General features: G+C 41.1%; 18 protein-coding genes. 7 read left to right on the forward strand and 11 right to left on the reverse strand.

Going from position 1 to position 24,406, the window contains the following annotated elements:
- Positions 1–11 precede the first annotated feature (11 nt).
- Positions 12–3,137, forward strand: a complete 3,126-nt coding sequence (locus tag GSQ84_RS24210; protein WP_158799956.1) for an efflux RND transporter permease subunit — start codon at positions 12–14, stop codon at positions 3,135–3,137.
- Between the two features lie 235 nt (positions 3,138–3,372).
- Here the strand turns inward: GSQ84_RS24210 and GSQ84_RS24215 are convergent, their stop codons facing one another.
- A complete protein-coding gene (locus tag GSQ84_RS24215) occupies positions 3,373–4,557 on the reverse strand; it encodes a GAF domain-containing sensor histidine kinase (RefSeq protein WP_254070969.1) in 1,185 nt (394 codons plus the stop codon).
- A 372-nt stretch (positions 4,558–4,929) separates the two neighbouring features.
- Between GSQ84_RS24215 and GSQ84_RS24220 the strand changes: the two genes are divergently transcribed.
- Positions 4,930–7,452: a PAS domain S-box protein gene (locus GSQ84_RS24220; RefSeq protein ID WP_158799957.1), complete on the forward strand. Its 2,523-nt coding sequence runs from the start codon at positions 4,930–4,932 to the stop codon at positions 7,450–7,452.
- Between the two features lie 35 nt (positions 7,453–7,487).
- Here the strand turns inward: GSQ84_RS24220 and GSQ84_RS24225 are convergent, their stop codons facing one another.
- The 5 genes from GSQ84_RS24225 to GSQ84_RS24245 form a co-directional block, all read right to left on the reverse strand.
- Complete coding sequence (locus GSQ84_RS24225) at positions 7,488–9,104, reverse strand: Na+/H+ antiporter (RefSeq protein ID WP_158799958.1); 1,617 nt, start codon at positions 9,102–9,104, stop codon at positions 7,488–7,490.
- Between the two features lie 86 nt (positions 9,105–9,190).
- Positions 9,191–10,054, reverse strand: a complete 864-nt coding sequence (locus tag GSQ84_RS24230; RefSeq protein WP_158799959.1) for a DMT family transporter — start codon at positions 10,052–10,054, stop codon at positions 9,191–9,193.
- 67 nt (positions 10,055–10,121) lie between these two features.
- Positions 10,122–10,487: a response regulator gene (locus GSQ84_RS24235; RefSeq protein ID WP_158799960.1), complete on the reverse strand. Its 366-nt coding sequence runs from the start codon at positions 10,485–10,487 to the stop codon at positions 10,122–10,124.
- Between the two features lie 4 nt (positions 10,488–10,491).
- On the reverse strand, positions 10,492–10,923 hold the full coding sequence (locus GSQ84_RS24240) for a response regulator (RefSeq protein ID WP_158799961.1): 432 nt from the start codon (positions 10,921–10,923) through the stop codon (positions 10,492–10,494).
- Positions 10,917–13,142, reverse strand: a complete 2,226-nt coding sequence (locus GSQ84_RS24245) for an ATP-binding protein (RefSeq protein ID WP_158799962.1) — start codon at positions 13,140–13,142, stop codon at positions 10,917–10,919. The genes GSQ84_RS24240 and GSQ84_RS24245 overlap by 7 nt, the downstream gene beginning before the upstream one ends.
- A gap of 319 nt (positions 13,143–13,461) precedes the next feature.
- On the opposite strand from GSQ84_RS24245, the gene bcp reads away from it, so the two are divergent.
- Positions 13,462–13,983, forward strand: a complete 522-nt coding sequence (gene bcp / locus GSQ84_RS24250) for a thioredoxin-dependent thiol peroxidase (protein ID WP_174238691.1) — start codon at positions 13,462–13,464, stop codon at positions 13,981–13,983.
- A gap of 251 nt (positions 13,984–14,234) precedes the next feature.
- On the opposite strand, the gene GSQ84_RS24255 is transcribed toward bcp, so the two are convergent.
- Positions 14,235–16,073 carry a M61 family metallopeptidase gene (locus GSQ84_RS24255; RefSeq protein WP_158799963.1) on the reverse strand — a complete coding sequence of 613 codons (1,839 nt, stop codon included), beginning with the start codon at positions 16,071–16,073 and terminating at the stop codon, positions 14,235–14,237.
- 173 nt (positions 16,074–16,246) lie between these two features.
- Here GSQ84_RS24255 and GSQ84_RS24260 point away from each other — a divergent pair, with 173 nt between their 5' ends.
- Positions 16,247–16,846, forward strand: coding sequence for a TMEM175 family protein (locus GSQ84_RS24260; protein ID WP_158799964.1), 600 nt, complete (start codon positions 16,247–16,249; stop codon positions 16,844–16,846).
- Between the two features lie 65 nt (positions 16,847–16,911).
- Here the strand turns inward: GSQ84_RS24260 and GSQ84_RS24265 are convergent, their stop codons facing one another.
- The 3 genes from GSQ84_RS24265 to GSQ84_RS24275 all read right to left on the reverse strand — a co-directional run bounded on the left by GSQ84_RS24265 (position 16,912) and on the right by GSQ84_RS24275 (position 20,433).
- On the reverse strand, positions 16,912–17,802 hold the full coding sequence (locus GSQ84_RS24265) for an AraC family transcriptional regulator (protein WP_158799965.1): 891 nt from the start codon (positions 17,800–17,802) through the stop codon (positions 16,912–16,914).
- 79 nt (positions 17,803–17,881) lie between these two features.
- The gene (locus tag GSQ84_RS24270) at positions 17,882–18,697 is read right to left on the reverse strand and encodes an SDR family oxidoreductase (protein ID WP_158799966.1); all 816 of its coding nucleotides are present in this window, start codon (positions 18,695–18,697) and stop codon (positions 17,882–17,884) included.
- Positions 18,698–18,807: 110 nt separating this feature from the next.
- Positions 18,808–20,433 (reverse strand): amidase, encoded by a 1,626-nt coding sequence (locus GSQ84_RS24275; protein WP_158799967.1) that lies wholly within the window; start codon positions 20,431–20,433, stop codon positions 18,808–18,810.
- A 220-nt stretch (positions 20,434–20,653) separates the two neighbouring features.
- Between GSQ84_RS24275 and GSQ84_RS24280 the strand changes: the two genes are divergently transcribed.
- The 3 genes from GSQ84_RS24280 (at position 20,654) to GSQ84_RS24290 (ending at position 22,793) form a co-directional block, all read left to right on the forward strand.
- On the forward strand, positions 20,654–21,268 hold the full coding sequence (locus GSQ84_RS24280) for an alpha-ketoglutarate-dependent dioxygenase AlkB (RefSeq protein WP_158799968.1): 615 nt from the start codon (positions 20,654–20,656) through the stop codon (positions 21,266–21,268).
- Positions 21,269–21,294: 26 nt separating this feature from the next.
- Positions 21,295–21,753 carry a GNAT family N-acetyltransferase gene (locus tag GSQ84_RS24285; RefSeq protein WP_158799969.1) on the forward strand — a complete coding sequence of 153 codons (459 nt, stop codon included), beginning with the start codon at positions 21,295–21,297 and terminating at the stop codon, positions 21,751–21,753.
- Between the two features lie 194 nt (positions 21,754–21,947).
- Positions 21,948–22,793: a class I SAM-dependent methyltransferase gene (locus GSQ84_RS24290; protein ID WP_158799970.1), complete on the forward strand. Its 846-nt coding sequence runs from the start codon at positions 21,948–21,950 to the stop codon at positions 22,791–22,793.
- A gap of 209 nt (positions 22,794–23,002) precedes the next feature.
- On the opposite strand, the gene GSQ84_RS24295 is transcribed toward GSQ84_RS24290, so the two are convergent.
- Positions 23,003–24,370 carry a BamA/TamA family outer membrane protein gene (locus tag GSQ84_RS24295; RefSeq protein ID WP_254070970.1) on the reverse strand — a complete coding sequence of 456 codons (1,368 nt, stop codon included), beginning with the start codon at positions 24,368–24,370 and terminating at the stop codon, positions 23,003–23,005.
- Between the last annotated feature and the right edge of the window lie 36 nt (positions 24,371–24,406).

A 24,406-nucleotide genomic window follows, 5' to 3' on the forward strand; every position in this document is an offset into this window, starting at 1 on the left:
AACAAGCTAACATGTCAATCACAGAAATTGCCGTTAAGCGGCCCTTACTTATAATTGTAGTATTTACCGTGCTCTTTATTTTTGGTGCCCGGTCTTATTTTAGTTTAAATTATAACCTGCTGCCTAAGTTAGAAGTACCTACCGTAACTGTAAGTACGGTATATGCCGGTGCTGCAGCAGCAGAAGTAGAGACGTCGGTAACGAAAAAACTGGAAGATGCATTTTCTTCTGTTGAAGGTTTAGACAAGATTACTTCTTCCTCGCAGGAAGGTATATCAAGCGTTGTTGTACAGCTTAAAACGGGTACAAATATTGACCAGGCAGAGCGCGATATTCAGCGGAAAGCAGACCAGGCGCAAAATGACCTGCCTGATAATATCGATAAACCAATCGTAAATAAAGTAAATCTGGAGGATGCCCCCGTAATCAAGGCCGGGGTAACGTCAAAATTATCTCCGCGTGACCTTTATGATTTTGTAGACAAACAGCTGCTTCCGATCCTGCAAAATGTTGCCGGGGTAGGGCAGGTGAATATCATTGGCGGTGATAAACGCGAAATCCAGGTGAATATCGATCAGGATAAACTCATCGCCTATGGCTTAGGGATAGGGCAGGTAACAGAGGCTTTAAGTAAAGCCAATCAATCTTTTCCTGCCGGTAATATTGAAACCCGCAACCAGCAGATGTCCATCCATTTTGATGCGAACGTTACTTCCATGAATCAAATTCGCGGCCTGATTGTTCAGCAGAGGCCGGGAGGTGGCAGTGTTTACCTCAAAGATATTGCAGAGGTGGTAGATGCCACAGCAAAAACAACCGCTATTAACCACATTAACGGTGTTCCTTCCATCGGGATACAGATCATCAAACAAAGTGATGCCAATGCGGTAGATGTAAGTGAGCAGGTAAAGAAAAAGTTTGCAGCTATAGAAACCCAGTATCAATCCAGTAATTTAAAATTTAGCGTGTCTTCTGATCAGAGTATCTATACGCTGAAATCGGCCGACGGGGTGATGGAAGATTTGGGGCTTGCCGTGGTGATTGTAGGTATAGTGATGCTGGCCTTTTTGCACAGCTTCAGGAGTTCTATGTTTGTACTGGTGGCACTTCCATCTTCCATCATTCCTACATTTATTGCCATGTATGCTTTAGGATTTTCGCTCAACCTGATGACATTAATGGCCATGTCGCTGGTAGTAGGTATCCTGGTAGATGATTCGATCGTGGTACTGGAAAATATCTACCGGCACCTGGAAATGGGGTCAGACAAAGAGACAGCAGCTTTAGAAGGAAGAAGCGAGATCGGTTTTACCGCACTGGCAATTACCCTGGTAGACATTGTGGTGTTCCTGCCGATTGCTTTTTCTGGTGGTATCATCGGCTCATTGCTGCAGGAGTTTTCCCTGGTGGTAGTTTTTTCAACCATTATGAGCTTATTTGTGTCCTTTACGGTTACTCCCATGCTGGCAAGTAAATTTGGTAAGATTGAAAAACTGAATGAAAAAAGTTTATGGGGAAAGCTGAACCTGGGCTTTGAACGTTTTCTGCATACACTTTCAGATGATTATGGAAAGTTACTGGCCATAGCTATCCATAAAAAAAGATATTTGTTAACCGCTGTGATCTTATTGATCATTGGCAGTATTTCTTTAGTTGGTTTTGGTTTTGTAGGTGCTGCCTTTATTCCTTCGGCCGATCAGGGTGAGTTGTTAATTAACCTTGAACTGGCGCCTTCTGCGTCACTCTATCAAACCAATATGATCACTCAGCAGACAGAAAAGCTGATCATGAAACAGCCCGAGGTGACACGGGTCTTCTCCAGTATCGGTTTTATCACCGGAAGCGTTGCGGGGACTACCAATAATGCCAACCTTGCCGAGATTACTGTGACCATGGTAGATAAGAACAAAAGAAATATTACTGCAGAAGATTTTGGCTCGCTGCTGCAAAAGAAATTAAGTAAAGTTATTCCCGGGGTGAAGATTACGTCTTCTCCAACCTCCATTACGGGAGGGGCTAACCAGGCACCAATCCAGATCGCCATTAAAGGCGTTGACCTGGTAGCCGTAAGGAAAGTTGCAGAGGAGTATAAGAAAGCCGTGACCACAGTAGCCGGTACCCAGTTTGTAGAACTCTCTGTGAAAAATCAGAAGCCAGAGGTAGAGGTGAACCTGAACAGGGAGAAGATGACCTTGTTGGGTATAGATGCCAGCCAGGTAGGGGCGGCACTGCAAAATGCCTTTAGCGGAAATGATAAGAGCAAGTTTAAGCAGTCTGGAAACGAATATGATATACGTATCGCCCTGGACAGATTTGACCGGACCGATATTAATAATGTAAGAAATTTATCTTTTGCCAATACCAACGGACAGACCTTTGTTTTGAGCCAGTTTGCCGATGTTACGCAAGGACTTGGGGAAACCGTTTTGGAACGTAGTGACCGATTAGGCTCCATTACGGTGAAGTCTAATGTAATAGGAAGGCCATCAGGGTCTGTAGGTGATGATATTAAGGCGAAAGTAAGCGGTATTAAGTTACCTCCGGGGATAACGGTAGAATATTTGGGAGACCTGAAAAATCAGGGTGATGCTTTTGGTAGTCTCGGATTTGCCTTAATGGTTGCCATTGTACTGGTTTACCTGATTATGGTAGCCTTATATGAAAATGCAGTTTATCCTTTTGTAGTGCTTTTTTCAATCCCTGTTGCCCTGGTTGGAGCCTTACTGGCGCTGGCGCTGACCATGCAAACCCTCAATATTTTCTCCATCATAGGTATGATCATGCTGCTTGGACTGGTATCAAAAAATGCTATTCTGATTGTGGATTTTACCAACCATTTAAAAGCTGAAGGGCGTCCGGTTGAAGAAGCCCTGATTGAAGCAGGAAAGGAAAGGTTAAGACCCATCCTGATGACTACCCTGGCTATGATCCTTGGGATGTTGCCCATCGCTTTGGCAAGTGGTGCCGGTGCAGAAATCAAGAACGGTATGGCATGGGTGATTATAGGAGGCTTAACCAGTTCCATGATCCTGACGCTTTTTGTAGTGCCTTCGATGTATCTGATCATTGACCACCTGATCGCAAAATTCAAGACAAAAAAAGAAGAACCTCCATTACTCTTAGAGGCACATAATTAAGTATAGATAACAAATCAGCGTTCAATAACATCAGACATTTTGAAACCCATTTTTTTCCCTTTTTGGAGGGAGCAGGATGTCTCGTGCCAATAATTGCCCGCTTCATTTTAAAAATTCACGATATGAAATACCAATTTCTGCTTGCCGTTACCCTGGTTGTTGCGTTTTTCTATTTCGTTCCTGCCCTTCATCAAGCATTTATAATTCTTATCATGAAGGGATTAAGTCAATGACTTTATGATATAGGGAAGCTAACTTTAAAACAGGTAGCCCCGTCTTTGGAGGTAACTGCAATTTTTCCCTGATGTGCTTTTACGATTTCAGAACATATGTATAAACCTAAGCCTAAACCTTCCTTATAACGCCCGGCGACGCCGCGCGTAAAAGGCATAAATAGCTTTTTAATCACTTCCTCAGGAATATCTTTACCTGAATTGGAAACACATAAAATAAATTCCCTGTTGTCAATCTGTGCACTAACATGGATAGGCATACCAGCATCACCATGTGATATGGCATTACCTAAAAGATTAGAAAATAGCTGGGCAATTCTTTTGCTGTCTCCTGTGACAGGTTCATTTAATTTAAATTGGGTAGTAATAGTTGTACCAGGATAGATCAATCTTAATTCTGAAATCACATGCTGCAAAACCTTTTCAATATCCTTAATAGGTTTTGAATCTACATTGAGCCCCTGGCTTAACCGGCCGCGGGCAAAATCCATCACATTATCGATTAAGCCTGTAACACGATAGGTGCTATCCTTTATAATGGTAGCGAGCCTTAAAGAGCGCTCGTCTTTTAGTGTCCGCATCAATAATTGTGCGCTGTTACCGATGGCACTTACCGGGTTCCGCAAGTCATGTCCCAAAACGGCTATAAACTGTTCCCGTAATACTGCGGTTTCTTTTTCTTCCAGTAATTCTGTTTTTGTAATCGCCAGTTGGTTCATGGCACTTAAATGTGTGGCAATCAAATTGGCAAACAGGGTAAACATGCCAATGGTTTTGGGCGACTTTAATTGTGCAGGATTAGGGTCAATAGCACACAGTGTTCCATAAAAACTACCATCAGTTAAAAAAATAGGTGTAGAAATATAACTCTGAAAACCATAAGTGGCAGGAGTATGGTGTTTACTATAAGTTGGATCGTTATCCACATGCTCTATTACTACCTGCTCATGATGAATTTCAATTTCCTTACAAATGGTTGTTTCCAGGGCCAGCTGCTGGCCAGGTAACAAGCCAAAGTTAATCTTGTCGCTAACCGCACAGGCAAGCCACTGTTTTTTGGTAACGCGTGCTACCGCCACGAAACCCATACCTGTGTAACCACTAATGACCTCTAATATGGTAGTGATAACCGGTATAGAGTTAATGCGGTCTAACTCGCTGGAAATATCTAATGCGTTTTCGTCCAAGGGTATTTGATTAGGTAAACGGCGTTAAAGATAAGGATATAAATAGATTACACAAATTGGTGCATTGGAATATCTTTAGTGATTCCCGGATGCTTTATTGCCCCATGCAAGACGCATTTACCTACAGGCTTCCTAAACCGTAGCTAAAGGGTGACTAGCCAGTATATGTAACCAGGACGTATGTTAACTGTTTACCTAACCTTTAGCTAACGTGGAGTTGAATGCATTCAGCATCCCGCAATGATCCGGGATACCAGATATTAAGGAGTTTAAACTGGAGAGGCAAAAAAGCAGATTGTATATAAAAATTTTGATTTGTTGATAGATTGGCATGAATATTATGTTTAATCCCGCTGTAATATAAATCTGCTGATGAACACCATGCCTGCTTTGTTAAGTGAACACCAATTGTTAGAAGTGCTAAATGCTACAAAAACTGCTACAGCAGTGCATATAGGAGAAGAAGCAGTCATCCAGATGGCAAATGATGCCATGCTCAATATTTGGGGAAAGGATAGAAGTATTATTGGGAAGTCTCTTGCCGGAGCCCTTCCTGAATTGGTTGGACAGCCCTTTATTGAGATGTTTGCCAGGGTTTGGCGTGAAGGTTTAACTTTATCAGGTAATGATACTGCGGCCAGTATTCAAGTGGATGGAGAGATAAAAACCTTTTATTTCGATTTTGAGTACCGGGCGATAAAAGATGAAGAAGGCAATACGATTTGTGTATTGCATACGGCAGTTGATGTTACTGAACAGTTTTTGAACCGGGAAGTTTTAAAAGATGCTTATTTAAAAGAACAATTGCTGATGCAGGAGCAGGCCATCAATGAAGAGCTTGCTACAGCCAATGAAGAACTTAGCGCAATCAATGAAGAACTTGCCCAAAGCCAGGAAGAGCTAAGCAGCACTAACGAGCAGTTAGAGCAGCGTGTTGAAAACCGTATCAAGGAGCTAGCTGAAAGCGAAGCACGTTTTAAAACAATGGCCGAGGGAACAGACATATTGATTTCAGTATCAGATGAAAGCAGCGCTATTACCTATTTAAATCAGGCCTGGTATGAATTAACCGGATTATCTACAGATCAGTTGCTGAATTTTGGCTGGACAGAACTCATCCATCCCGACGATAAAAGAGGCTGGATAAAGGCCTATTTAACTGCATTTGAGTTACGTATTCCTTTTGAAGGGGAATTAAGAATAAAGAGTAAAACCGGTGAGTACCGGTGGATGCTGATTAAAGCACCACCCCGTTTTCGTTCTGATCAATCATTTGCAGGTTATATCAGCTCTTGCGTGGATATTACCGATCGCAAAAATGATGAATTAGAAAAAACCAGGCTCGCGGGTGATTTGGCGGCAATTAACGAAGAGTTAACGGCTTCAAATGAAGAGTTACATGCTGCTAATGAAGAGCTGATCAGCGCACAGGAGTATTTGAACGCTACCTATTCTAAATTGGCAATTAGTGAAAACAGGGTTCGCCAGCTGATCACTGCTGCACCGATTGGAATTGCGGTATTAAATGGACAGGACCTCATTGTAGAATCTGTGAATGAGAAAATGCTGGAAATTTGGGGGAAAGACAGCGCTGTTATTGGCAGTCCTTTAGGCGGGGTCTTAACAGCCGAAAATGAAAGGGTGCTTCCTATTTTAGAAGCCTTGTTTGCCAATGGTAAAGCTTATTACAGCAATGAATCACAGGCGAAAGTAACTCATAATGGGGTGCAAAAAGACCTGTATTTCAATGTTATATTTCAACCCCTGACAAATGCGTTGGGAAAGGTGGATTCTATCATTATCACTGCCACCGATGTGACAGAACAGGTACTTTCCCGCCAGAAGGTGGAAGAGGCAGAAGTAGCCCTAAGATTAGCAATTGAAGCTGCTAATTTTGGAACCTGGCATATACATTCTGTAACCCGTAAATTTATAACTTCAGCCAGGCTCAAAGAATTGTTCGGTTTTTACCCCGAAGAAGATATTACTATTGAAGATGCAGTTGGTCAGATTACCGAAGAGTACCGTGAATATGTTTCAACTATATTGGAAGCTGCTATTGCCGGTAATGGGAATTACGATGTGTCTTATCCTGTATTGGGTTTCCATGATCAAAAAATACGCTGGCTGAGGGCAATGGGCAATTTAAAAGCAGATCCATCCGGTGAGTTTTCTGCTTTTACAGGCGTGGTGATGGATATATCAGAGATGAGAAAAGATGATGAACGTAAAAATGCTTTTATTGGCATGGTAAGCCATGAGTTAAAGACACCGCTAACCTCATTAAAAGGATATGTTCAAATCCTTCAGATGAAAGTAAAAAAGGAACAGAATGTTTTTACAGCAGAGGTATTGGACAAAGCAAGCAGACAGGTTCAAAAAATGACCAGTATGATCAATGGTTTCCTAAATATTTCGAGGTTAGAATCAGGAAAGATTGTGTTAGACAAAAGTGCTTTCAGGCTGGATCAATTGCTGGGAAATCTGATTGAAGAAGCCCGTTTGGTAGATTCGAGTCACCATTTTACTTATCTGCCTTCTGCAGAAATTGAAATTATTGCAGATGAAGACAAAATAGGTAATGTAATTTCAAACCTGTTAAGTAATGCCGTTAAGTATTCTCCTTCAAACAGTGAAATCAAAATCAGCTGCAGTTTGACCGATGGAATGGCTCAGATTACTGTCACAGATCAGGGAATAGGTATAGAAGCAAAAGATATAGAAAAACTATTTGAACGGTACTACAGGGTAGAACACAACAATAATATATCTGGTTTTGGAATCGGGCTGTATTTGAGTGCAGAAATTGCTGCACGCCATAATGGAAAAATTTGGGTAGAAAGTGAACCTGGTCAGGGTGCCACATTCTATTTTGTTCTTCCTGTAAATGGTTAACGATGTAATCAGGGTGATGATTAACTAGTTATATCTTATTCGACATCATTGATAAAATGCTGGCGCATTTTCTCCTCTTCCAGATCGAGCAGGGTGAGCTGCTGCCGGATGAGTTCGTTATTGATATTCTCTTTTTTATTTAAGTTCTTGAGCATTTTGCGCTGCTCATCTAATAATTCTTCCATGATGATTTTATAATCATCAAAATAATCATCAACCTGGTGCCGGTTATCCTGTTTGTCCCAATCATTCAGCAATTCAATATCGGCATCCAATCTTGTTTTAATGGCCATTACCATTTCATTTTCTTCCAGCTCTTTCTGGTATTTGGTGTTCAAAATATTTAGGGACAGCATAGAAAGTTTTTTCCTGACCCGGTTTTGCTGCTCTTCATAAGAAACGGTATGGTCGGGATCCTGCATGTTTAGCCATTTGATCAGAAAGGGTAAGGTTAAGCCCTGGAGGATCAGCGTGACCAGGATCACCGAGAAAGTAATAAAGAGGATGAGGTTACGGTTGGGGAAGGCTTCGCCTGAATGAAAGGCTACCGGTATACTCAAGGCTGCCGCTAAGGATACCACGCCGCGCATACCTGCCCAGCCTAATATAACCGGAGCTTTCCAGTCGCGGCTGTCATCTGCGGTTTTGATAAACTTCCTCATGAATATCGTAAACCAGAAGGCGCCAAAGGTGCTCACCAAACGGGTGATAATCAATACACCTGCAATAATGGCGCTATAGGTAACAGCTGTTTTTAAACCACTGGGACCAAGATTTTTGATGATCACAGGAAATTCCAACCCTATCAGCATAAATACAAATCCATTCAGTACAAAAGAAATAGCCTCCCACACATTAATGCCCTGCAGCCGGCTTTGATGGCTTAAAAAAGAATGCCGCCTTACAGAAAGAAACAAGCCGCCGCTTACCACTGCCAGTACACCGGAAAAATGGAATTCTTCGGCAATGATATACATGGCATAGGGAGTAATGAAAGTGAGGATAATATCAATATTGGTGGTTGTAGGCAAATAACGATGTATCGCATAAAAGATTATCGCTACAGCTACACCTGTGGCAATCCCCATCACAATGACGATCACAAAACTGGAAGCAGCGGCTGTAAAAACGAATTTGCCACTGGTAACAGCTTTCATGGCAAAGCTAAAAACAATTAGACTGGCAGCATCGTTCATAAGACTTTCGCCCTCCAATATCGTAACCAGCCGTTTGGGTATTTTTACATTTTTTAAAACGCTGGTAGCCGACACCGCATCAGGCGGCGAAATGATGGCACCTAATAAAAATCCTGACGCAAGGGTAAATTCAGGGATCAAATGGCTTGATACCTCTGCAATGACACATGAAGTGACGATAACGATGAGAGATGCAAAGCTGATGATCATTCTTCTCCATTTCCAGAAATCCTTCCAGGAGGTGCTCCAGGCAGATTCGTATAACAGCGGTGGCAGGAAAATCACGAAAATCATTTCCGGCTCAATTTCAATTCCCCTTAATGCCGGCACAAAACCCAAAAATAGCCCGGATACTACCAGTAATATGGGGTAAGAGATGTTGATTTTCCTGGCCAGCATAACCACAAAAACAATGACAGCCAGCAGGAAAGTATATTGAATAATTAAATGATGCATATCAGAGCGCTGGATGTAAATTAATAGAACACAATTACAAGCGCCTGGTTTTGAATTTGTTTATAAACTGTGAACGGTGTGAAGACTTATTTGATATCTGTTTGCTCTTTAGTGAGTGTAGCCCCTGCACTGGCAATCACAACCAGCGATACAGCAGCCCATTCTGTAAGGGAAAGGAATTCTTTTAAGAATATCATTCCGCAAATTGCGGCCACAGCAGGCTCAAGGCTCATCAGGATGCTGAATGTTTTTGCCGGGATATGTTTGAGGGCATAAATCTCCAGAGAAAAGGGAATAGCACTGGAAAATAAAGCGAGGGCCACCGCCGGAAGGATCATGAGTGGTGTAAAATGCAACAGGCCACCGCTGGAAATGCCAAATGGCAGAATAACTAGTGTGGCGAAGATCATGCCTATAGTAACTGCTTGTTTTCCTTCTAAAACGGCTGAAGTACGCCTGCCTAAAAGGATATAACCCGCCCAGAAAACCCCTGCCAATAGTGCCATGCCCGCTCCAAAAAGATCTATCCCTTTACCATTCCATGGGGCTATAAACGCTATTCCTGCTGCGGCGAGCAGTACCCATAAAAATTCTATTTTACGTTTTGAGCCCACTACGGCAAGCATGAGCGGACCAATAAATTCAAGTGTGACTGCCATCCCCAGAGGGATGCGCGACAAAGCGAGATAATAAATGCCATTCATCGCCCCAAGGCAAATGCCATAGGAGATCACTGCATTCCACTGCTGCCTGCTGAGTTTACTGAAGTTTGGCCTGTTTACCAGGATGAGCATCAAGGCAGATAAACCGATCCTTAAGGTAGTGGTGCCGGCTGCTCCTAATGCAGGGAACAAGCCTTTGGCCAGTGCTGCACCAATTTGAACGCTGAGAATAGATCCTAATACCGCAGGAAGGGGCGGGAGAGTTAATTTACGCTGTTTTGGATTCATTGGTCTTCGAATTTACAAATCTTTCACCACGATCAACGATGTTATTTTTCGGAAAAAAATGATGCCCTTAGCTTATATGTCCATCAAATACCTTTTTAATGATCGTATACAAATCTGCCAGTTCAAAGGGTTTTTCTAAATAGGCATTGGCAGACATTTCCTGTGCTAAAGTATGTATATCTGAACTGCCTGAGCATAGAATGAATGGTACATCCTTAAGTTTATCAGCTTGTTTAATCTCTTTGATTACATCAGCAGCTTTTTTTAAACCGATATAATTGTCAATGAGGATAAGGTCTGGCATAAAATGCGAAATTTTTTCAGCTATTTCATGCGCATCCATCAACACCATCAACTGATAAATGTCTCCGAGGGCCATTTCAATCACCGTGGCAATATCGGGATCATCTTCTATATAGACTATTTTTTTCATATCGTTAACTAACAAATGCATTTTGATGTAACCAGAAATCGGCGAAAGACTGCAAACAAATGATCAGGTCTGAATAACTTGATGGTTTGGTTACATAAGCATTGGCGCCAAATTCCAGCGATGTCCTAATATCTGTCGCCTCCTCGGAAGTGGAGAACAGCACTACAGGTACATACCTTAAGTAAGTGATATCCCTTATTTGTTTCAGTATTTCAATCCCTGAAATTCCTGGAAGGTTGAGGTCCAATAAGATCAGCTTAGGCTTCAGTTTATCTTCTGCCAGGCGCTTCAATTTTAAAATGGCTTCTTTCCCATTGTCTAATATTTGTATGGTGGCGGGCTTGCTAAGCTCCAGTACTGCAGTTTCCATGATAAAGGCAAAATCAGTATCATCTTCAACAAAAAATATGTCGGTATTCGTTACTGTTTCTAACATTCAAAAGATAAATAAAACGTTGTTCCCATTCCCAGTTTGCTTTCAAACCACACTTTTCCATTATGCTTTTCCATCACACGTTTTACAATTGCCAATCCAACCCCGGTTCCTTCAAACCCTTTCACATTATCCATACGCTTAAATAGCTCAAATACTAAATTGTAATATTTATCATCGATACCTATGCCGTTGTCTGTAATGATATAGACCACTTCTTTATCTTTTTTAATGCCGCTTACCGAAACTTTGGAAGGGTTTGATTTGGAAGAATATTTTACTGCGTTGCTGATCAGGTTCGTGAAAACCTGGTTGATCAGTACAGCATCGCCAGTAATTGAGGGGGTATCTCCAATTTCAAATTGTAAGTTCTCAGGCTGTAAGCCTTCAATGACATCGGTTTTGATGGTATTTATCATGTCGCCCATTTCTATAGGCACCATAATAATATCGGCCTTGCCCAGGCTGGAATAATTAAGGATTTCTTTGATCAATAAAGCCATTTTATCTGCGCAGGCATTAATTCTTTCCAATACTTTTTTAGCCTGATCATCCAAACTCTTATTGTTGATCAACAACAGTTCAGCATAAGATTTGATGGCAGATAAAGGGGTACGCAGATCATGAGTGACGGTATAACTGAAGATGTTCAGCTCTTCGTAAGACTGTTTTAGCAATTCATTTAATCTTCTGATTTCATTGGCTTTACGTTTAATGACATAAACGATATGCTCACGCAGGGAAACCACTGCTGTTATCTCGGCCCTGTTCCATTTTTGTGAGGTATTTCTCACAATATCGGTCCACTTCTCAAATGATTTTCTTGGGCTCATTTGCAGGAGTCCATTTGCATTCATTTCCACAGGTTTTTCTGGATTACCTGCCCAGGTGATATGGTTGATCTGCTCTGGTTTAAACCAGATGATAAATTCTCCCAGTTCCCTTGAAAGCATACAGGCGAGTAAACCACTCGCTATTTCGCTATAATGCATTGCAGGAAAAAATATTTGCGGAAACCGATGAGTATAATATAAAGAATCGGGCATGTTGGTTTTAAGCCACACAGCAATTTCCTTAATTTGTTCTTCAGTTGGCGTTAGGCCCAGGGTGGTGATTTTTTGATCAAATACTAAAGCCACACCAGAGGCATTGGCGATATCTCTTAAAGACACCTCGTTTCCGGTTAAAGCAGTGGTTAGATCATCTTCTTTTTCCAGGTGCTCGATGATATCGGTTACTCCTTTATTGAGCGCTAAAAATAGTTCGCTATCTTCTTCTCCCTGGCGGTATTCAAGCGCTGAAGAAAGTACCTGTCCCAGTAATTTAGCGGCTTCACGGGCTTTGTAATTAATGAAACGCGGCGAATAGTTATGGCAAACAATTAAACCCCATAGCTGATCGCCCGCAATCAGCGAAATACTGAAACTGGACACTACGCCCATGTTTTTTAAATATTGGATATGAATAGGTGATACCGCCCTTAAGCCGGCATGTGTGAGATTAAGTGGCTGTTGTCCAGCGGTAGACAGCAGGGGGGAGTCATCACTATTTACATCTGCAATGATACGTGTTAAGTTAACTTTATAAAGTTCTCTTGCCTGTTTTGGTATATCGGAGGCAGGGTAGTGCAATCCTAAAAAGGGATTCAGAATCTCAATTTTGGCCTCCGCTATGATTTTACCATGCCCTTCTTCGCTAAACTGATAGACCATTACCCTGTCGTATTTGATAATTTTTTTGATCTCTACGGCTGTTTTCTGAAACATGGAATCCAGGTCCCTGGCGGATAAAATGCCAGACATAGAGCGTCCGATAGTTTGCTGCAAGTCTGCTTGTGCATCAGAGGTAATAGGTTCAAATTCCAGGAATTTGTCATCCCCTGAAAGGGTAACAATTAGGAAATAGGGGATTTTGCCAATTTCGAGATAAATAGGATTGTTAATCTCCGGCTCTTTGCCATTATCGCCAACAGTGACCAGCTGGCTAATCGTTAAACCTGCGCCAGATACGTTGAAATCAATCTTTTTTTCTAAAACTGCAAAACGCTCACCAATATAGTTTGCGGCTGGTTCATGAATAAATAATTGGACGTTTTCACTGATGTAGGAGATCAATTGTGTTTTATTGTTTACGGCTACCAAAAAACCGTGGGACTGTATCCTTCCTAATATATGTATAGGTTCAATATCGCAATTTGTAAGATCAACTTTAAATTCATTCATAAATTAAGGAACAAAATCGGGGTAAAATTTATTACGGTGCTAAACCGTTAAGCGTAGGAAAGCTCAAATTGCAGAGGGTGCTATAAAGATGGTCATTAATATTCAATTAATGCTGTTTAAACATAAAACAAGAATATTAATTATTATTTATTTGATTTAAGTGCGAAGCTGTGATAAAACGGCTTTTTGTCTGGTTTGTCTTATAAATTGTCATCATATGAAACTGTCTGTGCAGATACTGCACCTAGTTTGTAACATCCCGGAAACAAAAGGATTTCAATTTGTTAATTAGGTATTTTTAACAAAAAACTTTAATTTTATGAAACCACTAGCTTCCATATTCTTATTTTTCATGCTGGCTGTTCCAGCAGTGAATTATGCACAAACCAGCTTGAAACCCGGTGATAAAGCGCCAGATTTTGTTTCTAAAGACCAGGATGGTAAGACTGTTTCTCTGAAGCAGTTTAAAGGCAAAAAAGTAGTACTGTATTTCTATCCTAAGGATAATAGTTCTGGTTGTACAGCTGAAGCCTGCAGTCTACGTGATAATTTTACTGAGCTGACCAAACAAGGATATACTGTTTTGGGTGTAAGCACTGACGACGAAGCGTCGCACAGGGGGTTTAAAGAAAACAACAAGCTGCCTTTTTCTTTACTGGCCGACGTAGATAAGTCTATTCACATGAAATACGGCGTATGGACTGAAAAAGAAAGATTAGGTGTAAAAGCTTTCAGCACCACCCGCACCACTTTCCTGATCGATCAAAAAGGATATATTACCAAGGTGATTGAAAAAGTTGATACTAAAAACCATGCTTCACAGATTTTAGCAACCAACTAGTAACAGTATATGATGCCCGGTATTTATCTTTTGAGATGAATGCCGGGCATTTTTTATTTACTGAGATCCCATAGATGCAGGTGCTCAATTACTGCTTTTCCTTCAGCAAATACTGCAACACCAGTAGTATCTTTATCAGGGTAAACCATATCACCTTTTCACCATCATTGCCAAGTACTTCCAGTGAAGATTTATCCAGTACAAAGGATCTTACTTTTATACATTTGCTTTAAGTTATTTTGGTTTACTTGTTATTCCCTCAACCAGCTTTTATAGATACTGGTTTCGAGCGCAGTAGGATGGGGAAGCATTGTAATCGCAAAGCTTTTTTTATAACCGGTGACTAGCTTTACGGTTAGCTCCTGTGTCTGATCTCCGCGTTTGATGCTGAGTTTTAACTCTTGTCCGTTTTGCATTTTACCGAGCATTTCATCAAAATCCCTGGTTATTTTTACGCCGTTCACTGTTAGTATTTTATCTCCTGCCTGTAACCCGGCATTTGATGCAGGTAATTGCCAGGTTACTTCTCTTACAATCACAGTGCTATCCCTGTAACCCACAATTGCCCCCATGGAGCCGCCCGGTAAGGCTTTGTTAACGGTGTCAATAGCGAGACCAGCGTAGGCAAAGTATTTTGGATAATTGATTGGTTTTACGGTTGACGCATAGTCAAATATTTCTGTGAGGGGCACACCGGCCATACGTTCGCATTCCTGCTGAAATTCCTGATCTGTGAAACCTCTTTTTTTAACCTGATAATAGTCTTTATACAGAGCGCGCATCACATCATCAAGGGAATGTTTGTTTTGCGATTCATGCCTGATTTTTAGGTCCAGCAATAAACCCAAAGCAGATCCTTTATCATAAACATTAACCGTTTTAGATATTTCTTCGGGTGTTCGCATGGTTGGCCTGCCACGGATGGCCCAGATATCGTGGCTTGCCTGTGTGGCCGACTGATATAGATGGCCAGTGCTGTTTTCATAACTGCTGATGGCATTCTGGTAACCATTTAATACATATTCTTTATTAACGAGGCCTGCACTTTTTAAGATCAGGTTTTGATAGTAATCCGTAAATCCTTCTGATACCCAGATCATATTGGTATAATTCTCCTTGCTGTAATCAAATGGGCCCAAAGCAATAGGACGGATACGTTTTACATTGTAGAGATGAAAAAACTCATGTGCCAGGAAGCTGTAAAATGAGTTTTTTGAGTTGGGATTGGTAAACAGATTTTTAGTGCCAACCAGTAAGGAAGCAGAATTTAAATGCTCAATTCCACCAAATCCGCCACCACCTTTGATACCAACCGCTAAAAAAGTATAATGTAAATAGGGGATATCGCCCATCAGGCTGGTGGCGCTGGTCACGATCTTTTGCAGATCGGCAGTAAATTGATCACGGTTAAAATCCCCCAGGTCGTAACCTATAAACTGGTGGGGAATGTTTTTTACATTAAAGACAGGCAGCAGTTGTAGTTTACCCATCAGTAAAGGACTGTCAAACAGTTCATCAAAATTGGTAGCACGAAAAGTGTTTTTTTCTCCTGCTACTGCATTAAGCCCGGTAGCCACAAAATCATTCCATTGGCTATAAGGTTTGATCTGCAGTGTGACAGGTTTTCTTAAAGCTTCATCCAGGTAAACCAGGAGTGCCCCTGGAATAATATATCCATAATTTTCATCGAGATAAACATTACCAATAAATTTCTCTATGGCTTTTACATCGTAAGTAATAGAAACTGTGTTTGCTTTGTGGCTGTCTACTTCCCAGGTATTGGCATCGGTTTTTTTCCAGGTGAGTTCTTTTCCATCGGCAGTTGCCGCATGAAAATTAGCTACTGCACCGGCAAAATCAACGATCTCATAAAAACCCGGTGTCCAGGCGCTCATTTTAAAGTCGAGGTTTTCTTTTGTATTGTGCGTATAAGTTACAGTTACATGATAGAGGTGGTTTTGAGGATTTTCCATTGATACAACAAATGAAAGATCTGTTTTGGCTATTTGGGCAGATAAGTAATTGCTGAAGCCAATAGCGATAACTGTTAACAGCAAGAATTTATCGAGACCTGGGAAAATGCGTTTCATGAGCGATGGTTAGTTGTGGATTAGACAGAGCAGACGTTGGAATGGTGTTAATTTAATCATTTATCGGTTAAGCTGTACATTGATGTTTACCGAAATTTTTGCTGTTGCAGCCGCACAGGATTAGAAAGAAAGCCTATATTGCTGTAAATTTTGATCATCAACCCCAATAAAATATGGAAAAAGGACGTCTGGAAGCTTTTAGCGATGGAGTGATAGCCATCATTATCACTATTATGGTATTGACGCTGAAGCTGCCTTATGATGCCAGTATAGAGAGCTTACAGCCTATGATTCCTGTGTTTGTAAGTTACGTACTCAGCTTTATTTATGTGGGGATTTACTGGAATAATCATCACCATATGTTTCAGGCAGTAGAATCTGTAAACGGTAAAGTATTATGGGCTAACCTTCATTTGCTTTTTTGGTTGTCGCTGATTCCATTTGTGACCGACTGGATGGGGGAGAACCACTTTGCCAAATGGCCGGTAATCTTTTATGGTATCGTATTAGTTCTCAATGCAATCGCCTATGCTATTTTAGTTAAAACGCTGATCCGGGGCCATGATGAAAATTCTTTACTGGCCGAAGCTTTTGGAAATGATACCAAAGGAAAGGTAAGTGTTGTACTTTACGCTGCGGCTTTGGGGCTCTGTTTTTTAAGTCCCTGGCTGGGACTGGCAGTTTATGCGCTTGTGGCCGGTATCTGGTTTATTCCAGATAAGCGTATCGAGAACAAGCTGATCATAAACGAAAGGGCGAAAAAGAAATTGTAATGAGCTTAATGGCGTATAAGGGGCAATGCTGGAATTTAATTCTACCTGATTCTTTTAAAAAAAACTCAGTTGAAAACCTGTTTTTTAAATTGCAGCGGACTTAGGCCTACTTCCTTTTTAAATAATCTGGAGAAGTAAGAAATACTGTCGAACCCAAGTCGATAAGCGATTTCTGATACAGACTGATCATCAACAATAAGCAGGTTTTTAGCTTCCGATACCAGATAAATATGGATATGTTCCAAAGCTGTTTTACCACTTTCCTGTTTGAGGAGGTCGCTCAGATAACTCGGAGATATGTTAAGCTGGGAGGCGATATGATTAACGGATGGTAATCCTTTGGTTGACAAGAGGCCGCTTTCCACATAGGTATTAATGGCCTTATTGAATTTCGTTACTGTTTTACCTGAACTCTCAGCGCGGTTTATGAATTGCCGTTTATAAAAACGCTGGGAATATTTGAGTAAGGTATCAAGCGTGCTCAACATAATCTCCTTACTATATTCATCCTGGTTATTTAAATATTCGTTTTCAATTTTATGAAATAAATCCCATGTAATTTGCTCTTCTTTTGGGGAAAGATGGAGCGCCTCATTTGTTTCGTAATCAAAGAAGTTGTATTTTTTTATTTCGTCATGTAAACTGTGTCCATTTAAAAAGTCTTCGTGAAAGAAAATAAGGAAACCATCTTCATCAAATTCGAGGAATTTTAATTCAATGATCTGATGTGGTCTCACAAACATCATAGAACCGGATTCGTGGTCATATTTAGTCCTGCCGTACAAAACAATGCCCGACTTTAATTTTTTAAATCCGATCATATAAAAATCGCTGGTAAATTCCCGGTCGCCCATACTGCAAATGCCTCTGCATTGATATAAACTGATCAGCGGATTTTCAGGTGGCGGAAACGCATTTTCCCGGTGGAGTGTAGTCAGGCTTTTATAATGTTTCATGGCTTAAAAATTAACACAATCTACACATTTTTGAGTGTAGATTGTGTGGGTAAATGTCATAATTGTTCTTTGGTTCAGCTTAACCGTGTGCAGCAGCAGAAACTTCTTTCCATTCCTCAAAACTGGCCAAACGTTGCTCATAAACCTGTTTAACAGCAGGATAAGCTACTTTACCAAACAATACACGTAAAGGAGGATTCTCGCTATCTACAATTTTTAAAATCGGATCAACGGTAGCTTCGGGTTTGCCCCATGAGTCTGGCGTTGCAGCTTCCATAAAGGCCTTTTTCAAGGGGGCATAAATCTCTTTTGGTGTAGTTTGATTTGCTGAGGCGCCGCTCCAATCTGTAGAGAAGCCATTCGGTTCTACCAGTGTAATGTTGATACCAAAACCTTTTACTTCTGTGGCTAAAGTTTCACTAAATCCTTCCACTGCAAATTTTGAAGCATTGTATAATCCTAGTATGGGTAAGGTAATTAAACCAAGGAAACTGGATACCTGGATAATATGTCCGCTTTTTTGTTCCCTCATGATCGGCAGAACAGCCTGTGTGATCCAAAGTACGCCAAAGAAATTCGTTTCCATCTGGTTTCGTGCCTGCTCTTCAGTAGTTTCTTCAATTGCTCCGAATAATCCGTATCCTGCATTATTGATCACTACATCTATGGTTCCAAATTTTTCTTTCACCTTGTTTACTGCTGCAAAACAAGCATCGTGATCGTTTACGTCCAGCTGGATGGGGAGAATAGCATCTCCATATTTTTCAACCAGGTCGTTCAGCGCATTTAAATCTCTGGCAGTTGCAGCAACCCTGTCGCCGCGTTTTAAAAACGCTTCTGCCCATAATTTACCGAATCCACGTGATGCACCGGTAATTAAAATTGTTTTTGACATCTTCTTCTGTGTTAATTATTATATGTCAAAGGTATTTTGCACAGAAGACAAAAATTTGTACAGAATTAAGAATTAATAGTACAGATTACTGTTCGCTAAACAAGATCACATTATCCTACCAAGGCCGGCATAAATTGAGGTGGTGTTCTTTTTTTACTGGCCTGTTCATAGGCATAAGCCATTTTTATCAGTTCAGGCTCACTATAGGCGGTACCAAAAAATGATAATCCCATCGGCAGTTCATGCCAGCTGCCCATTGGTACGGTAATATGCGGATAACCGGCCCGGGCTGCGGGAGTGGAAAACGAAAATCCGTTATCATAATCACCATTTACCAGATCGATGCATACCGCAAAACCATTGGTTGGCCCAATAAAAGCATCCAGCTTTTCTTTTTTCATCAGCGTATCAATGGTTTGCTGCGTAAAGCTGTTTGACTTTTTTAACGCTTCCAGATAGGCTGGTGTATCCAACCCGTCTTTTTGCTGGGCGAGTTCCAGGGTTTCCTGTTTAAAGAAAGGCATCGCTTTGGTCTCGTTTTGTTTGTTGTAAGAAATGAGGTCTGCAAGGGTTTTGATTTTGGAATTGGCTTTTTGCAGGTATTGGTTTAAGCCATCTTTAAATTCATAAAGCAGGACTTCAAATTCTGCCTTCCCTGTACTTTCCAATACTTTGTTAAGCTCAATTTCTACAATTATGGCCCCTTTGCTGCGCAATGTTTTAAGTGCATCCTGCAGCAGGCTTTCCATTGCAGCATTGCCTTTTAGTGCAGATTTCTCCAGGCCAAGGCGTTTGCCCTTCAGGCCATCGGGCGTCAAAAACTGAGTATAATCTTTTTCGGCTTTTCCTTTACTTAGCAGGGTAGATGGATCTGCTGGATCTATTCCAGCAAGGATACCCAATAAGATGGCAGCATCCTCCACTGTTCTTGCCATTGGTCCGGCTGTGTCCTGTGTTTTTGAAATGGGAATGATACCCGTACGGCTCAACAAACCGACAGTGGGTTTAATCCCTACCAATCCATTAACGGAAGAGGGAGAAACTACCGAGCCATCAGTTTCTGTTCCAATGGCTACTGTACAAAAATTTGCTGCCACTGCCGCGCCCGATCCAGCACTGGAGCCACTCGGATTACGGTCGAGGATATACGGGTTTTTAGTTTGCCCGCCGCGGCTGCTCCATGCACTGGTAGAACTGGTGGAGCGAAAATTTGCCCATTCGCTTAAATTGGTTTTACCTAAAATGACGGCTCCCGACGCACGCAATAAGTTAATAATAAAGGCATCTTTAGCAGCAACATTATCCTGCAAAGCTATAGACCCTGCAGTGGTGTGCATGTGGTCGCCGGTGTCAATATTATCTTTGATCAGTACCGGGATACCATGCATAGGCCCACGCACTTTACCTGCTGCACGTTCTTTATCCAGCATATCTGCTATTTCCAGTGCATCTTTGTTCAGTTCTATAACCGCATTGATCATTGGCCCTTGTTTATCCATCGCATCAATCCTTTTCAGGTAAAGTTCTGTGATAGAACGGGAAGTATGTGTCTTATCCTTCATTTTTCGCTGGAGTGCAGCAATTGAGATTTCATTCAGTTCAAAATTATCCTGCTGCGGATGATCTCCTTCTGCGGTTGTACTTTTTGAAGGTACCTCCTTACAGGAGCTGTTGAGTAATGAACCCAGGCTAAGGCTGGCGATAGTACCTGTTTTGATGAAGTTTCTTCTTTCCATATTGAGCGGTAAATAAAACTCAATTAACGAAAAATGAGGCAGATATAAAAGAAATATTTAGTCAGGGACTTTAATGTTACGTATCGAATTTTTTGATTCGGTACAGGTACTTGGCTAGAAATGTTTTTTTACTGTCCATGGAAATAATTCCTATTCTGTTAAAAAACAAAAACCGGTCACTGACGTTTCAATTTGTGATTGAATGCGATTAACATAAGGAATGGAACAATTGAATTTTATGGAGGAGATGGGCGCTGAGAAAAACCTGTCTACACCTATATTTGACTATAGACCAGGGGTTTTCAGTAAGGAAGAAAGTGAATTTTTTAGGGAAAAGCTAATTCGCGAAACATCCTGGAGCCAGAAGTCAGCATTGATGTATGGGAAAGAAGTACTCACACCAAGGTTAACTGCCTGGTTTGGCGATGAAGGAACAGATGATGCTATTCAAGGAGAGAAGTCGGGCGCTTTTCCCTGGACAAAAGAACTGCTGGAAATCAAATCGCGGGTAGAAAAGCTGGCAGGCATGTCATTCAACAGTGTGCTGCTCAATTATTACCGGGATGGAAACGACTCTGTAAGCTGGCATAGTGATGGTGACGGGGTGCCCGGCAAAAATATGTTTGTTGTTTCCGTTAGTTTTGGCCAGGAACGTGAGTTTGATATCAGAAGTAAGATTAATCCTCAGGATAAATTTAAAGTATTATTAGAGGATGGTTCTTATTTTTTTATGAAGGGGGATTTCCAGGATAAATGGCAACACCGCATAGCTAAATCGAAAAAATCTATGAAGGCCAGAATTAATCTAACATTCAGGGTGATTTTGGGTAAATAATTTAGATTTGCATTTTATTTAGCCATATGAACAAAGTAACCCTTCAACGTACAACAAGCGCCGATACAGATTTCCAATCCCTGATTGCTGAGTTAAATGACGACCTGCGTAAGCGCAATGGAGATATCATGGATATTTATGAGCAGCATAACCTTATTGCAAAATTGGATACAGTGGTGATTGCTTATTTGGATGGTGTAGCAGTAGGTAGCGGCTGTTTTAAGTCTTTTGATCAGGAATCTGTAGAATTGAAAAGAATGTTTGTGCAAGAAGTTGCCCGCGGCAAGGGAATCAGTAAAATGGTTCTCAGGGAATTAGAAATATGGGCGCAGGAGTTGGGTTTCCGGTATACTGTGTTGGAAACCGGGGTAAGACAAATGGAAGCACAGGCATTGTATCAGAAAGCCGGTTATGTGGAAATACCAAAGTATGGCCCTTACGTTGGGCTCGAAAACAGTATTTGTTTTGGTAAAACACTTGCTTAAAGGTTTTTGTGTTTTTCAAAATTGATTTGATCTCATCTTGACTAAGCAGATTTTAATTTTTATCTTCATCTGAATAATCCTATTCTGCTAAAAGATGGTTTGAAAAAAGGATGCTGAATTGAGTTTAATGGAAATAGTAGCAGGCCGATCCTTTTCCATCATCCGCGTGATTATTAATCTTTAATGTCTGAAAAATGGAAACCCGTTTTGAACAAATCCGCGAACAGCAAAAGCAATCCTGGAACAGTTTTTCCTCAGGATGGAAAAAATGGGATGATTTTAACATGCATTTTCTGCTACCTATGGGCGAAACCATTATCAGCAGCCTGAATTTAAAGGACAATGACCATGTTTTAGATATTGCAGCAGGCACGGGAGAGCCGGGAATTACAATGGCCGGCCTGGTTACAAAAGGAGAAGTAACAGGCCTGGACCTTGCAGAAGATATGCTGGTTATTGCCGCCGAAAACGCTGCTGGAAAAGGATTGAAGAACTATACAACTCTTGTTGGCGATGCATGTGAGTTACCTTTTGATAAAGAGATTTTTGATGCAGTGAGCTGTCGAATGGGCTTTATGTTCTTTTCTGATATGCAGCAGGCAGCGGGAGAAATGCACCGTGTTTTAAAATCGGGCGGGAGAATTGCGATCTCCGTGTGGGCAGATCCGGGCTTAAATAATTGGGTAACTACCATGATGAGCATCATACAGAAATATGTTGATCTTCCGGCTCCGGTTCCCGGGGCACCGGGTATGTTTCGCTGTGCTGCGCCCGGTTTAATGATGACAATATTTAAGGAAACAGGTTTTATACGTATAACTGAAAAGGAAATTAAAGGGAATGTAAATTATCAAAGTTTTGACCGTTATTGGGAAATGATGATGGATGTAGGCGCGCCGATTGTTGCCGCCTTATCAGGTGCAGATGAAGCGACGATAGCGATCATTAAGAAAGAGATATCTGTTTTATTCAGCTCAAGAAATAAAGAAAATGAAGCGCTTTTGCAATATGCTGCTACGATAATTTCGGCTGAAAAATAAGATTGTTATGCATAACTAAGCTTTGACAATTGTTCATACTGCTTACATTTCATGATCGTTTTAAATCAAAACGCTTAAAAGCAGGTAAACCACAAACAATTTCTTCTATAGAATTACTCATAGGGATCATTGAATTTATTATACGAACGATCCCTATACTTGTTTGTTTTAACAGAAAAAATATTCTGTGATTGGCGTACTACTTAACCTTAAAAAGCTTCATTTAAGCCCAGGAAGAACCCTCTGTTGTGGTCAACCCCATATGCATAATCCAAACACAAATTGGTGCGTGTAGCTTTATTAAAGAGCACACGTAAACCTCCACCGCCTCCGGGCTGCCATTTCTCGAAGATCGCTGTGCCCAGCATATCATTGGCAGTTTGCACATTAAAGAAGGTAACCCCGCTTAAAAATTTGTTTCGGGTGATTGGGAAGCGGTATTCCAATTCTGAGTAGAAGTATTGTGTAGATTTGAAATATTGAACGGTATAGGCCCTTCCGCTACGTAATCCTGCATCTCTACCGGTTCCCGGTAATTCCAGGTAAGGAACAGCGCCGTTAACCAGGTAAGATCCCCAGTTCCAGAAAGCAAGTACATGCTCAGGATTGACAGAAGAAAGGCTCCAGTATTTCCTGAAATCTGTAGTGATCTGAGTAGAGTTCTTGGTACTTCCCAGCCATGTTTCATTTTGCCTTACACCCAGATCAGCATATATGCCTTTATAAGCACGGTTTTGGTTATCACGCGTTGTGTATTCTACGTTTACCAGAGCACCATTTGCCATATAATGATCGCGGGGGAAACCATGCTCATCGCTGTAAATGTTGTAAGGGGTGAGGTCTGTTGGATCAGTATGCGCTTTATCTTCAATATTTCGTCTGATATCAAATGCTAAACCGCCACCAACAAAGAGATGATCGGCAACTTCTTTATATGCTTTTTCTCTGAAACTATAATACTGGGCATGCAGCACATATCCTTTACGTTCCGGGTCAGACAGTATATGATCTGCTACACTTGCATTGGAACCGTTTCCAATACCCAATCCAAAATCTGGCGTAACCGTTTTGGCGGCCACCAAACTACCCTGGAAGTTCCAGTCGTTACCAGGCGTGTAAATATTATGATTGATATAAAAATAAAGAATCCCCTTGGTGGTAATAGAAGCAGAGGTCGAAGCAACCGACATCAATGTGCTGGGATCGGTTCCTAATTTTCTCCCTGCTACTGCTTTTATCCCTATTTGTGCGCCAATAGTAGGGTTGTAGGCAAAGTTGGGGATAACAGTGATACCTGATTTTTGCTGAACAGGTGTTTCTGGTTTATTTGGATAGAGGATATGATGGATCGCATCGGAAATATCATACTGTGCGTTGAGTTTATCATTTTGTTTTTTTGCCAGCAAACGTAAAGAATCTGCCTGGGCCGCCTTTTTTAAGGAATCGGTATTCTGAGCCTGTACGTTACTATTAAAACCTGCAAATAGGAGAAGGGCTAAGACCTTTAAGGATAAAGATAGTTTGCCAGCGTTAGTATGATACACCTCTTTAAGGCGTAATATTGAGTTGGATTTCAAGTTATAAATATTTCAGGGTGCAAATATAAGAGTATA

It is taken from the genome of Pedobacter sp. L105, from assembly GCF_009765875.1.
GTDB lineage: Bacteria > Bacteroidota > Bacteroidia > Sphingobacteriales > Sphingobacteriaceae > Pedobacter.

What these genes read in the sequence shown, in the direction of transcription:
- GSQ84_RS24290 (WP_158799970.1), top strand. Translation starts at nt 21,948, where the DNA reads ATGGAAACCCGTTTTGAACAAATCCGCGAACAGCAAAAGCAATCCTGG.
- GSQ84_RS24245 (WP_158799962.1), bottom strand. Translation starts at nt 13,142, where the DNA reads ATGAATGAATTTAAAGTTGATCTTACAAATTGCGATATTGAACCTATA.
- GSQ84_RS24260 (WP_158799964.1), top strand. Translation starts at nt 16,247, where the DNA reads ATGGAAAAAGGACGTCTGGAAGCTTTTAGCGATGGAGTGATAGCCATC.
- GSQ84_RS24280 (WP_158799968.1), top strand. Translation starts at nt 20,654, where the DNA reads ATGGAACAATTGAATTTTATGGAGGAGATGGGCGCTGAGAAAAACCTG.
- GSQ84_RS24275 (WP_158799967.1), bottom strand. Translation starts at nt 20,433, where the DNA reads ATGGAAAGAAGAAACTTCATCAAAACAGGTACTATCGCCAGCCTTAGC.
- GSQ84_RS24265 (WP_158799965.1), bottom strand. Translation starts at nt 17,802, where the DNA reads ATGAAACATTATAAAAGCCTGACTACACTCCACCGGGAAAATGCGTTT.
- GSQ84_RS24210 (WP_158799956.1), top strand. Translation starts at nt 12, where the DNA reads ATGTCAATCACAGAAATTGCCGTTAAGCGGCCCTTACTTATAATTGTA.
- GSQ84_RS24285 (WP_158799969.1), top strand. Translation starts at nt 21,295, where the DNA reads ATGAACAAAGTAACCCTTCAACGTACAACAAGCGCCGATACAGATTTC.
- GSQ84_RS24220 (WP_158799957.1), top strand. Translation starts at nt 4,930, where the DNA reads ATGAACACCATGCCTGCTTTGTTAAGTGAACACCAATTGTTAGAAGTG.
- GSQ84_RS24240 (WP_158799961.1), bottom strand. Translation starts at nt 10,923, where the DNA reads ATGTTAGAAACAGTAACGAATACCGACATATTTTTTGTTGAAGATGAT.
- GSQ84_RS24270 (WP_158799966.1), bottom strand. Translation starts at nt 18,697, where the DNA reads ATGTCAAAAACAATTTTAATTACCGGTGCATCACGTGGATTCGGTAAA.
- GSQ84_RS24255 (WP_158799963.1), bottom strand. Translation starts at nt 16,073, where the DNA reads ATGAAACGCATTTTCCCAGGTCTCGATAAATTCTTGCTGTTAACAGTT.
- GSQ84_RS24235 (WP_158799960.1), bottom strand. Translation starts at nt 10,487, where the DNA reads ATGAAAAAAATAGTCTATATAGAAGATGATCCCGATATTGCCACGGTG.
- GSQ84_RS24230 (WP_158799959.1), bottom strand. Translation starts at nt 10,054, where the DNA reads ATGAATCCAAAACAGCGTAAATTAACTCTCCCGCCCCTTCCTGCGGTA.
- bcp (WP_174238691.1), top strand. Translation starts at nt 13,462, where the DNA reads ATGAAACCACTAGCTTCCATATTCTTATTTTTCATGCTGGCTGTTCCA.
- GSQ84_RS24225 (WP_158799958.1), bottom strand. Translation starts at nt 9,104, where the DNA reads ATGCATCATTTAATTATTCAATATACTTTCCTGCTGGCTGTCATTGTT.